The sequence below is a fragment of the Psychrobacter sp. Cmf 22.2 genome (assembly GCF_001921745.1).
In the GTDB taxonomy this organism is placed as follows: domain Bacteria; phylum Pseudomonadota; class Gammaproteobacteria; order Pseudomonadales; family Moraxellaceae; genus Psychrobacter.
The window spans coordinates 30,583-42,478 of the sequence record NZ_MRYA01000009.1 but is presented as its reverse complement, the minus strand read 5'-3'; the positions used below and the strand labels follow the sequence as shown (position 1 = coordinate 42,478).

The 11,896-nt window shown below is 42.0% G+C and carries 9 protein-coding genes; 7 read left to right on the top strand and 2 right to left on the bottom strand.

The window, feature by feature from the left end:
- Nucleotides 1–173 precede the first annotated feature (173 nt).
- Nucleotides 174–2,333, bottom strand: a complete 2,160-nt coding sequence (gene fadB, locus BTV98_RS12630) for a fatty acid oxidation complex subunit alpha FadB (RefSeq protein WP_058369939.1) — start codon at nt 2,331–2,333, stop codon at nt 174–176.
- 602 nt (nt 2,334–2,935) lie between these two features.
- Between fadB and BTV98_RS12625 the strand changes: the two genes are divergently transcribed.
- Genes BTV98_RS12625 through BTV98_RS12615 form a run of 3 tightly spaced genes read left to right on the top strand, consistent with a single transcriptional unit; the run spans nt 2,936 to nt 5,364 of the window.
- The gene (locus BTV98_RS12625; RefSeq protein ID WP_058369940.1) at nt 2,936–3,982 is read left to right on the top strand and encodes a polyprenyl synthetase family protein; all 1,047 of its coding nucleotides are present in this window, start codon (nt 2,936–2,938) and stop codon (nt 3,980–3,982) included.
- 40 nt (nt 3,983–4,022) lie between these two features.
- The gene (locus BTV98_RS12620; protein ID WP_058369941.1) at nt 4,023–4,835 is read left to right on the top strand and encodes a DUF72 domain-containing protein; all 813 of its coding nucleotides are present in this window, start codon (nt 4,023–4,025) and stop codon (nt 4,833–4,835) included.
- 31 nt (nt 4,836–4,866) lie between these two features.
- Entirely contained in the window at nt 4,867–5,364 is a 498-nt protein-coding gene (locus BTV98_RS12615; RefSeq protein WP_058369942.1) for a hypothetical protein, read from the top strand.
- Nucleotides 5,365–5,425: 61 nt separating this feature from the next.
- Here the strand turns inward: BTV98_RS12615 and BTV98_RS12610 are convergent, their stop codons facing one another.
- Complete coding sequence (locus tag BTV98_RS12610) at nt 5,426–6,058, bottom strand: superoxide dismutase (protein ID WP_058369943.1); 633 nt, start codon at nt 6,056–6,058, stop codon at nt 5,426–5,428.
- Nucleotides 6,059–6,525: 467 nt separating this feature from the next.
- On the opposite strand from BTV98_RS12610, the gene rdgB reads away from it, so the two are divergent.
- From rdgB to clpX, 4 genes are all read left to right on the top strand, one after another.
- A complete protein-coding gene (rdgB, locus tag BTV98_RS12605; protein ID WP_178379385.1) occupies nt 6,526–7,161 on the top strand; it encodes an RdgB/HAM1 family non-canonical purine NTP pyrophosphatase in 636 nt (211 codons plus the stop codon).
- Nucleotides 7,162–7,649: 488 nt separating this feature from the next.
- Nucleotides 7,650–8,993 (top strand): trigger factor, encoded by a 1,344-nt coding sequence (gene tig / locus BTV98_RS12600; protein WP_058369945.1) that lies wholly within the window; start codon nt 7,650–7,652, stop codon nt 8,991–8,993.
- Between the two features lie 557 nt (nt 8,994–9,550).
- Nucleotides 9,551–10,189 (top strand): ATP-dependent Clp endopeptidase proteolytic subunit ClpP, encoded by a 639-nt coding sequence (gene clpP, locus BTV98_RS12595; RefSeq protein ID WP_075103735.1) that lies wholly within the window; start codon nt 9,551–9,553, stop codon nt 10,187–10,189.
- A 99-nt stretch (nt 10,190–10,288) separates the two neighbouring features.
- A complete protein-coding gene (gene clpX, locus BTV98_RS12590) occupies nt 10,289–11,563 on the top strand; it encodes an ATP-dependent protease ATP-binding subunit ClpX (RefSeq protein WP_058369946.1) in 1,275 nt (424 codons plus the stop codon).
- The last annotated feature ends 333 nt before the right edge of the window (nt 11,564–11,896 follow it).

Below are 11,896 nucleotides of genomic sequence, written 5' to 3'. Positions count from 1 at the left end.
TATTGTCAGTGTTATCAGCCCGCTTTGATACTAGACATGATATATACATGTATACCTAATTTTTTAGGGCTAGAATAAAATTGAACCGACTAAAACGGTGCGCTTGCTGTCTACTTTATCGTCGATAGCGATGCCTGCAAACGCACCCCACTTATCCTAATACGGTATGCTCGTTACGCTGTGGCGTAAAAAGTCTCGCCTGCTGCTGCCATGTCGCGAATTTTTTGCGGGGCTTCATAGGCTTTGCCAAGATGTGCATACTTTTCACACAGTGCCAAGTAGTTATCTAGACCCATTTGGTCAATATAACGGCAAGGTCCACCGCGGAATGGCGGGAAACCAACGCCCATAATCATCGCCATATCAGCCTCACTTGGTGTGCTGACAATATTGTCTTCTAAGCAACGTACGGTCTCATTACAGAAAGCCAGCATGGTACGGTCAATAATGGTTTGATCATCAAACGCTTGCGTGTCGCTGTCTGTGGTGGTTTTTAACAGCTCGTAAGTAGCGTCGTCAGCGACTTTCTTCGGCTTACCGCGCTTATCTGTTTCGTACTTATAAAACCCAACGCCGTTCTTTTGACCTAGACGCTCGTTTTCATATAAATGCTGAATTGCGCCTTTATAATCAGGTTTCATGCGGTCAGGGAAACCTTCTGCCATGACTTCTGCACCATGTACACCTGTATCTAAACCGACGACGTCGATTAGGTAGGCAGGACCCATTGGCCAGCCAAATTTCTCCATGACTTTATCAACATGGACAAAATCAGCGCCTTGTTTGAGTAGTAAATCAAACGCACCAAAGTATGGGAACAATACGCGGTTCACTAAGAAACCTGGGCAATCATTGACCACAACCGGTACTTTACCCATTTTGGAGGCCAACGCAACGGTGGTTGCAATCGCTTCTTCAGAGGATTTTTCACCGCGGATAACTTCAACGAGTGGCATGCGATGTACTGGATTAAAGAAATGCATACCGACGAAATTTTCTGGACGCTCCAGCACTTCTGCTAAATGCGTGATAGAGATAGTTGAAGTATTAGAAGCAAGAATACAGTCGTCTTTTACCAAACCTTCGACTTCTTTTAGTACGGCATGTTTAACTTTAGGATTTTCTACTACCGCTTCGATGACAATATCAGTCTCAGCGAAGTCACCATAGTTAAGCGTTGGACGGATACGGCTCAAAGTTTCACCCATTTTGGCTGGGGTCATCTTCTCGCGATCGACCATTTTACTTAATATTTTACTGGCCTCTTTCATACCCAAATCTAATTGCTCAGACTTGATGTCTTTCATGATAATTGGCAAGCCTTTGCTGGCTGCCTGATAAGCGATACCGCCGCCCATGATACCAGCGCCTAGTACAGCCGCTTCATTGATATCATGTGCTTGTTTGCTGTGCTTTTTGGCTAACTTTTTGACGAGTTGGTCGTTTAAAAACAGACCAACCAAACTTTCTGCTTGTGGCGTTTTGGCAACTTTGGCAAAACCGGCAGCTTCAACTTCAATCGCTTTATCACGTGGCAAATTGACATGCTTTTCAATCGCTTCAATCGCGATGGCTGGTGCTGGGTACTGCTTGGGATTGGCTTTAGAGAAGATCATGCCTTTGGCACTGTTAAACGCCATCGCTTGCTCAAGCTGGTTTAGCTTGACAGGGTTTAGTTTCTCTTCACGTTTCGCTTGCCAATCAAGCTCACCTGAGATGCATTTTTTGACCAGATCAATGGCAGCAGCTTGTAAGTCATCAGCAGGAACGGTTGCATCAACCAAACCTAGCTTGAGAGCCTCTAGTGGTTTTTTTGGCTTACCAGTGGCGATCAATTCAAGCGCGTTATCGATACCGATGACGCGAGTACTACGAACCGTACCGCCAAAACCTGGGAAAATGCCTAGCTGAGTTTCTGGTAGTCCGATAATCGCTTTGTCACTCATGACACGATACTCACACACCAAGGTCATCTCACAACCACCGCCTAGTGCTGCACCATTGATAGCGGCTACTTTTGGGAACGGTAAGTCTTCAAAACGATTAAAAGTATCGTTAATGCCGACAACCCAATCTTTAATCTCACTCTCTGGCTTCTTAAATGAGCCGACAAATTCAGTGATATCAGCACCAGCGATAAATACGCCTTTGCTTGAAGTAACGATAAGGCCTTTAACGTCTTCAGACTTCTCAAGCGCACTTACCGCTTCATCAAATTGCTTATTGGTTTCGGCATCGAACTTGTTTACGCTCTCATTTTCGGCGTTGTATTGCATGTTGGCGATGCCATCCTCTAGCATTGTCACCGTGATGCGATTTCCTTGGTATACCATTTGAAACTCCTTGCTATGTAATAAAAGCTATGTAATAAAGATCAAATTATAAAAGCTACGTTTTAGAATTAAGATAACTAGCTAATGATTGTAAATAAAACGAATAAAATTACTGCCAATTTATCAGTCTATAACCCAACGACTTATAAAAGACAGTGATAATGTGTTTATTATTCTGCGCTCATCAATATGGCGACTGGTTGTACTGTTTTAACGTCATTTAGTGTAGGGGATTATGCCCCCAACTGTCACAAGCTAATACCAGACTCACAAGTCACTATTAACATTAATTGATAAAATCCAAACTCGTCAATCAATCACTGACATCTACCTTGTACCTTATACTTTTTTACCAGTTTTTTTATATGCGTATTAGCTTGTGAAGCTTAAATACAATCTATTGGATTGGGTAACAGTACCAAGACGTGTGATTACTTCATCAAAACACATTCAACCTATAAGTTAAATCACCAATACGTAACCAAAATAAAACAGCGCTTAGCATATACGTATAAGCCATATCAGCTATCATGCTACACTAGCTTGTTATCTGTTTTTATTCACGTATTCTCTATTTTTATTTTATGGTGGTTGGTTGAGTTATGTCTGTTTCTACTGCGCCTCGTTTTGTTCCTTTTACCAATTTTGAGCAGTTTTATAGCACATTGCGCGCACAGTTAGCGCAAGATATCGACGTATTATTTGCTTATGCAAACTTACCAAGTCCGCTTGATGACGCATGTCGCTACGTAATCACAGGACAAGGCAAATTGGTACGACCCTTATTAGTGGCCAGTAGTTTTGTCAGTATTGATGCCAGTATAAGTATAGATGGTGAAGTAGGTATGGAGACAGATGATTCATCTGACATCTCAAATTTAACAGATCATGCCAAAATCGCTGACTTGCAATCATTGCTAGAAAACGACTCCGATTATGACATGTGTCGCCGCGCTACATTGGCAGTAGAGCTATTACATACCTACTCGCTGGTCCATGATGACTTACCATGTATGGATGACGATGAGCTGCGTCGTGGCCAGCCAACTTGCCACATTGTGTTTGACGAAGCGACGGCGCTGCTGGCGGGTGATGTATTGCAAACTTTGGCCTTTGAGGTTTTAACCGCAGAGCTGCCTACCTTCGCGCCTTTTGATTCAGACATCGCAAGCCAGCTATTAGCCGTGTTTGCACCGCGCGCTCGCCGCATGGTCTCAGGTCAAATGCTGGATCTGAATGCTGAAGCGCGTACTAATATTTCTCAAGAAGAACTAGAGGCCATTCATCGCGATAAAACTGGCGCGTTGATTGAAGCGGCTATGCTGATGGGCGGTATCTGTGCTGGGGCAACAGCGCTACAGCGTATAGCATTGCAGGACTGTGCGCAGCATATTGGACTGGCCTTTCAAGTTCAAGATGATATCTTAGACGTCACCACCTCTACTGACGCCTTAGGTAAACCCGCTGGTAGTGATGAAAAATTAGACAAATCTACCTATGTAAAATTGATGGGTGTGAGCGCTGCCAAAGACTACGCCCAATCATTGTTTAATAACGGACAAGCCGCTATCATTCGCGAGCTTGGTGGTAATGCAGATGATAATGCATTATTAGCATTGATAGAATGGCTATGGTCGCGTAAAAAATAATACTGACAACTCAATGTAGAAACGATATAGCGTGGCTAACATGGACAGTAAACCTACTATTTATCTTGGCACTGGCGGTTATAGCGATACTGACTTATTAGGTACGCTGTATCCAACTGGTACTAAAAAGGCGGACTTCTTACGTGAGTATGCCAAGCAATATGGCGCGGTCGAGATTAATAGCACTTTCTACGCGCCCATCGGCCAAAAAGCCTTTGCTGGTATGGTCAATAAAGCCTATGTGCAAGCAGACAGTGAGTTAAAATTTGCCGTCAAGCTACACAAAGACTTTACTCATGCGCGCAAAGGCACAAGCGATCACGCACAAGCTTTTCTTAATGCCTTAACACCGCTTATCGAAGCCAACGCTTTGGCACCTTTACTACTGCAATTCCCGCATGGATTTGATCGCACTCGTGAGCATCGGCTTTATCTAGCAAACCTCGTTAGTTGGTTTAAGGATTATCCGCTGGCAGTCGAGTTTCGTCACAACGGCTGGCACACCCCGCAAGTGGTCGATAGCTTTAAAGAACAAGGCTTGATTTGGTGTAGCGTCGATTATCCCAAGGTCAGCGGACTGCCGTCATCACGGCTGATATTTACCGAGCGCACAGGCTATCTGCGTATGCATGGCAATAATACGGGCTGGTGGGATGCGATGAGTGCCGCTGACCGTCATGATTATCGCTACTCTGAGGCTGAAATGAATGATTGGGCGCAAGCGATTGCCAATCAGCGTCAGCATTTTGATACGCTGTATATCTTCTTTCAAAACACCGTTAATGCGCATGCGTATTATAATATTGCGATGCTTAGAGAGGCCTTGGGTAAATTTGGGTTTGCGGTTTTGTAGGTCTAAACCATATACATTAGAGGAAAACTATATGAGCCCAGATGTATTTATTGACGATTTTAAGCTAACCGAAACTACTGAAGAGTTACACGCTATTTTAGGGCGTTGTATTATTATAGCGACAAGATTTGATAACCTGTGTGACCATGGTTCAAAGTTTATAAAAATAAGAAAAGCTCGTGAAAAATTATCTGATGATGAATTTGCAGCATTAACTACCTCTCTATTTGATAAGTACCCAAATTTAAATAACAATATTAATTTTTTACCAGTTGGACAAACTGCTCAAGATGCACTTCATGCAGCACGTGAAGCCCGGAATGAAGTCGCCCATAGTCTTTCAATTGGTATGATTGGTTGCTTAGACATAAGAATAGACGAAAGTGCTTTCAAGCAACAAGTTCCTTCATTAATCACACGAATTGCCACTGGAGACTATTTAATCTCAACTATAATTTCTCTCTTGAATAAAGAAGCTGTACCTAATTACACAGAAAATGATTATAAACGTAAGATTACTGAAGAATAATTAATAAAAAAGGACGCTTCTCAGCGTCCTCTTTTTATTTACTAGTCAAGTCTAAAGAGGCTTACTTACCTTCAACACCCGCATCTTGACCTTTATATTTAGCGTTTGCGTAGTCCCAGTTCACTAGCTTGTCTAGGAACGTATCGACATAGTCAGGACGACGGTTGCGATAATCGATGTAGTAAGCGTGCTCCCATACGTCACAAGTCAATACCGCTACTTTGTCATGCGCAAGTGGGTTATCAGCATCACTGGTTTTCATGATAGACAATTTGCCGCCAACTTTGTCAGCGACTAGCCATGCCCAACCTGAACCAAACTGTGACGTTGCTGCGTTTTTGAACTCTTCACGGAACTTATCATAGCTACCGAAATCTTCTTCGATTTTACCTTTTAGATCACCAGTAGGTTCGCCGCCACCATTGTCTGGCGTCATGCAGTTCCAGTAGAACGTATGGTTCCAAACTTGCGCTGCTTGGTTAAACATAGTCTGCTTGCTGTCGTCTTTCGCAGTCGCTTCAATGATCTCTGGCAGCGTTTTGTCTTCTAAACCAGAACCTGGTAGCAAGTCTTTTAATTTATTCACATAAGCTGCGTGATGCTTATCATGATGATACTCTAGTGTTTCGGCACTGATATGGGGCTCAAGTGCGTCCTTGGCATAAGGAAGATCTGGTAGTTTAATATTTGACATAGTTATTTTATCCTTGCTTATTTGGCCACTCATATTTTGTGTATATCAAACAAGACACCACAAAATACCGAGCTAAATTGGCTGAGTTTATTGTTAATGAATGAACGTTATTGCTTGATGCGCTAGTGCCCATCAGGATGAATCTAAAGGCTAATTTAAGAAAATTAGCGTAAACATTGTTATTCACTTAAAAGCCAAGTAATTGACTTAAAAGCTATTATCAACTTTAAATTCACAAGCTATAAGCTATAATTCACTGTAGCTTGCCAGCTATTATAGCAAAGCATTTGCACAATATCAGTTACTGAATGTTATAAGCTTTATTGATAGTATCTTGTTTCGTGCACATTTTATTAAACTATAGAGTCGGCATACAACAGAACTATTAGATTATGACGCAGGACTGATGTTGTTTTTTACCTTTATAACTATTAATCATATATGACTATCAATGACGGATGTACTTTATGAGTCCAGCTTTACCATTATCCAAAACTACTCAAAACCAGTGGGTGCTTGCCAGTAATAACCAAGGCAAACTTGCAGAATTTAAAAGACTCTTCACTGAAGCCAACTTAGACATTACTATCGTACCGCAAGGACAATTAGAGATTGAGGACGCTGTCGAGGATGGTTTAAGCTTCGTTGAAAACGCCATCATTAAAGCGCGTCATGCCAGCCGAATCAGCGGACTGCCAGCTATTGCTGATGACTCAGGCTTATGTGTGCCAGTTTTAGGAAATGCACCAGGCATCTACTCAGCGCGCTACGCAGACGAACATGGCAACGATACCAAGAACAACGCCAAGCTCATCGCTGACTTGCGCCCTATCCGTGATGAGCAGCTGGATACCCCCATCGATGGTATGTTCGTCTGCGTACTAGCAATGGTACGTCATGCTGATGATCCGCTGCCGATTATCGCCCAAGGTCTATGGCATGGGGAAATTTTGGAGACGCCGCATGGTGACGGCGGCTTTGGTTATGATCCGCTGTTTTGGTTACCTAATCTGCAAGCAACTGCCGCAAGCTTAAGTGCTGCTGTCAAAAATAGTATCAGCCACCGCGGGCAAGCTATCCAGCAACTATTAGAGCAGTTATAGCTATTTATATAATGGCTACTGACATAAATAGTGTTCGTTTTTTATATGATAATAAGTTTTTAGTCTTAACTTTCTATACTTGTTTATTAAAGCATCTTTATTAGTGCTTTCGTTTACTAGTACTTTTGCTTACCGTCCATCCTGACAGATAGCTTTTACTTTAATTAACAGATAGATTATACTGTTCTACTTTTAAAATTTTATTGCAAGTTTCTGGTCGACTGTACCATTTACAAAAGCACAATGTTTATAAATGCACAACGTATGACAGTGCAACAGTCATTGCAACGCTTTTGGTAGAGAAGATTGGTTTTGAATTATCAGTATTGGATATTAGATGGTGTTATTTGCACTATCTGATGACCAACCTATCAGTATCGAAACATAAGTACTTTAGTGCCCCTATTCATTCCAATGGCAATCGGCATAACCCTTGTATATTTAGAGGGGCGATTGCCTGTTATTTTAATCATAAAGGTGTAATTAACATGGCTACAGATTTACAAGTCACAACCAACAAGCTGTCGGAAAAAGAAACCCAGCTGACGGTGAAAGTTCCTGTTGAAAAAATTCAAAATAAAGTTGAAGGCCGTATTCGTCAAGTGGCGAAGACTGCCAAGATTGACGGTTTCCGTAAAGGTAACGTTCCAATGTCTCATATCCGTTCACAGTATGGTGCTGGTATTCAGCAAGAAGTGATCAATGATGTGATTCGCGATACCGTGTTTGAAGCAATCAAGTCTGAAGACATCCGCGCCGTTGGCATGCCAAACATCGACGATGTTAAATTAGAAGACGACTTCTTAGTTTATCAAGCGACTGTCGAAATCTTCCCAGAAGTTGACGTTCAGGGTATCAATGAGATCGAAGTTGAGCGTCATACCGCGACTGTTAAAGATGAAGACGTCGATACTATGATCGAAAACTTGCAAAAGCAGCGTCAAGAGTTTGTCGAGAAAAAAGGCATGGCAGCCAAAGATAACCAAGTGACTTTTGACTTTGAAGGTTCAATTGATGGTGAGAAGTTCGAAGGTGGCTCAGCTGAAGACTTTAAATTGATTATCGGTAGCAACCAGATGATCCCAGGTTTTGAAGCGGGCATCAAAGGCATGAAAGCTGGCGAAGAAAAAGTCATCGATGTGACCTTCCCAGAAGATTACCAAGCAGAAAACCTAGCGGGTAAAGAAGCACAGTTCAAAATCAACGTAAAACTGGTCGAAAAATCAAAACTACCTGAAATCGACGACGAGTTCCTAGAGTTATTCGGCGTGACCGAAGGCGGCGTTGATAAGCTAAAAGAAGACGTACGTAAAAACATGGAGCGCGAAATCAAAAACGCGGCTCGTAGCCAAGTCAAGCAAGCGACTTTTGATGCCTTGCTAGAAAAGAACGAGTTTGACGTACCAAACGCCATGCTAGAGCAAGAAATCGAGCGTCAACGCAACATGATGATGCAGCGTTTTTCTCAGCAGTTTGGCGCTAGTGCTGATAGCTTTGATAAAGACATGCTGCCAAATGAACTATTTGAAGAGCAAGCACTACGTGCAGCCCGTCTTGGTATCATCGTTGCCCGTGTTATCGACACACAAAACCTTAAAGTAGATCAAGAGCGTGTTGAGAACTTCATTAAAGAAGCTGCAGAAAACTATGAAGACCCAAGCGAAGTCATCGAGTACTACACCAATGACAAGCAGCAACGCGCCAACATCGAGTCTGTTGTATTAGAAGACCAAGTGGTTGATTATCTCATTGATCAAGGTAACGTAACTGACAAAGAAGTTAGCTACCAAGACTTACTGGCCGCTCAGCAACAACAGCAACAAGCTATGTAAATTAGCGTTTTTGCGCTATTGAATTAGAGTGTAACAAGAATGCCCTAACGATTTGTTGGGGCATTTTTATTCGTGGTTTATGAGGCTACCCCTTGATAATTGAGCACAAACACCCTATCAATAGGAAACCATTCTTTGTACAGCCATTTAAATTGTTATTGTGAGTCACGCTGTCCGTTTAATCGCTACTTTTTAGGGTTTGTATAAACGCAAACGTAGAAGTCCGATTATTTTAGGTGCCAAGTCATTGAGTATTACTATTGATTGTTGAAGTTAACTGAAAATTAATACAGCCTCATAATTAAACCAGTTATCATAGCGTCAGTTGTTGTTATTAATTACTATGGTTGTTGATTACGAAGTGTTTATATTAAATAAGGCTTAATACTTAATAACGCTTATATATTATTGTCTGATACACTATTTTGCATACCATTATTAGACTGTAGCATGACAAACCCTTAGCTCATTTTGAACTCTATTTTATACACTTGTTTATAGGACATTTTATGACAGATTATGATCGCATCACCGCCAACCCTCATTTTGATATGCTAATGAGTGCGCACAACGATGTGCAAAGCATGCAAAATGCACCTCAAGCTGCATTGGTGCCTATGGTTGTCGAACAGTCGTCACGCGGTGAACGCTCTTTTGATATCTTCTCGCGCTTGCTGCGTGAGCGTGTGATATTTTTGACAGGTCAAGTCGAAGACCACATGGCCAATCTAATCGTCGCACAGCTGCTATTTTTAGAAGCTGAAAACCCTGATAAAGATATCCATTTATATATCAATTCACCAGGTGGTTCAGTCAGTGCAGGTTTGGCTATTTTTGATACTATGAATTTTATCAAACCTGAAGTATCGACTATCTGTATGGGCGGTGCTTACAGCATGGGCTCTTTCCTATTGGCCGCTGGTCAAAAAGGCAAACGTTATGCACTAGCCAATTCTCGTGTCATGATTCATCAGCCTTCAGGTGGTGCTCAAGGTCAGGCAACAGATATCGAAATTAACGCTCGTGAAATTCTAAAAACACGCGCGCGCTTAAATGAGATTTTGGCTGAGCGTACTGGTCAACCAGTAGAGAAGATCGAAAAAGACGTTGAGCGTGACTTTTGGTTAGATGCCCGTGAGGCCAAAGAGTATGGTCTGGTTGATGAAGTGTTAGAGCGCCGCCCGGATTCTTTGTAGTATTGACTGATACTTCCCTTCGGCCTGAACTCTTGGCGTTTGGGCTGTAATGGACACACGCCAAATATTTATAAGCTTTAAATTTTAGGAGTGCCTTATATGGCAGAAGATAACAACCCGCATTGCTCGTTTTGTGGCAAAGCCAAAAGCGAAGTTAAGCAGCTTATTGCCGCTGACGATGCCAATATCTGTAACGAATGTATTGAACTATGTACAGATCTAATCGCTGATAGCGCAACTGATAATGACTCTGATGGCGAAATTGATACCTCATGGGTCAATAAAAAACTGCCAACTCCTAAAGAGTTGCGTGCCAAGCTTGATGAGTACGTCATCGGTCAAGACGCTGCCAAAAAAGCACTGTCTGTTGCTGTTTACAACCATTATAAGCGTCTAAAAGTTAGCCAAACCTTAGCTAATGATAGTAAAAAAGCTAAAATCGGTGCTGATGATGCAATGGTTGAGCTAGCTAAAAGTAATATCTTGCTGATTGGGCCGACTGGTTCTGGTAAGACTTTACTTGCGCAGACCTTAGCACGTCTACTAGATGTACCTTTTGCGATGGCGGACGCCACTACTTTAACCGAAGCTGGTTATGTCGGTGAAGACGTAGAAAACATTGTACAAAAGCTATTACAAGCCTCTGACTATGATGTGAGCAAAGCTGAGCAAGGTATCATTTATATTGATGAGATTGATAAAATCAGTAAAAAAGGCGATAACCCGTCTATCACGCGCGATGTGTCAGGCGAAGGTGTGCAACAAGCCTTGCTCAAGCTTATCGAAGGTACAGTCGCTGCTATCCCGCCACACGGTGGACGTAAGCACCCGCAGCAAGAGCTAATTCAAGTGGATACCAGTAATATCCTCATCATCGTTGGTGGGGCATTTGCAGGTCTTGATCAGGTGATTCAGCAGCGTACTGAAAAAGGCGGCATTGGCTTTAACGCTGATGTCAGCTCAAAAGATGACAGTCGCCGCAGCTCAGATTTGCTCCAACAAGTCGAGCCAGAAGATTTGATTAAGTTTGGTCTTATTCCTGAGCTAATCGGTCGTTTGCCAGTGTTGGCAGCACTTGAGGAGCTTGACGAAGAAGCACTGGTACAGATCCTAACTGAACCTAAAAACGCACTGGTAAAACAGTATAAGTACTTGTTCGATATGGAAGGTGCTGACATTAGCTTTACTCAAGAAGCGCTTGATGCAATTGCCAAAAAAGCAATGGAGCGTAAGACGGGCGCCCGTGGTCTGCGCTCTATCGTTGAAAACGCTCTACTTGAGACTATGTATGAGCTACCATCAATGAAGAACGCCAAAACAGTAATGGTTGATGAGCAGGTTATCAACGAAGGTAAAACACCTAAGATTGCTTAATTTATTGTTTAGTTAAGACAGTTAATCACAAGTAATTGGCTATTATTGTAGAGAAAGCGTCTAGCATTTCATGCTAAGACGCTTTTTTTATGTCTGTTTATTTGTTTTCACCAAATCCTCAAAATGTCCGTTACACCAAAAATGACAGCAGCGTCTATTAATGAGAAGTAGATAAAATTAAAATCATGCTAATGTAGTTATTCCATTTTCATCATTATATTTAATTGCTACCGTTTAACTTAATCTTGAGTTTAGATACTGACCGTTAATGACTATAGTCGTTACTAAATAAAATGGCTACGTTATTTAATAACGCGAAACTGGTATAAATTT

Bases quoted from the DNA above. Each gene is read 5' to 3' on its own strand.
- fadB (WP_058369939.1), bottom strand. From the start codon at position 2,333: ATGGTATACCAAGGAAATCGCATCACGGTGACAATGCTAGAGGATGGC.
- BTV98_RS12625 (WP_058369940.1), top strand. From the start codon at position 2,936: ATGTCTGTTTCTACTGCGCCTCGTTTTGTTCCTTTTACCAATTTTGAG.
- BTV98_RS12620 (WP_058369941.1), top strand. From the start codon at position 4,023: ATGGACAGTAAACCTACTATTTATCTTGGCACTGGCGGTTATAGCGAT.
- BTV98_RS12615 (WP_058369942.1), top strand. From the start codon at position 4,867: ATGAGCCCAGATGTATTTATTGACGATTTTAAGCTAACCGAAACTACT.
- BTV98_RS12610 (WP_058369943.1), bottom strand. From the start codon at position 6,058: ATGTCAAATATTAAACTACCAGATCTTCCTTATGCCAAGGACGCACTT.
- rdgB (WP_178379385.1), top strand. From the start codon at position 6,526: ATGAGTCCAGCTTTACCATTATCCAAAACTACTCAAAACCAGTGGGTG.
- tig (WP_058369945.1), top strand. From the start codon at position 7,650: ATGGCTACAGATTTACAAGTCACAACCAACAAGCTGTCGGAAAAAGAA.
- clpP (WP_075103735.1), top strand. From the start codon at position 9,551: ATGAGTGCGCACAACGATGTGCAAAGCATGCAAAATGCACCTCAAGCT.
- clpX (WP_058369946.1), top strand. From the start codon at position 10,289: ATGGCAGAAGATAACAACCCGCATTGCTCGTTTTGTGGCAAAGCCAAA.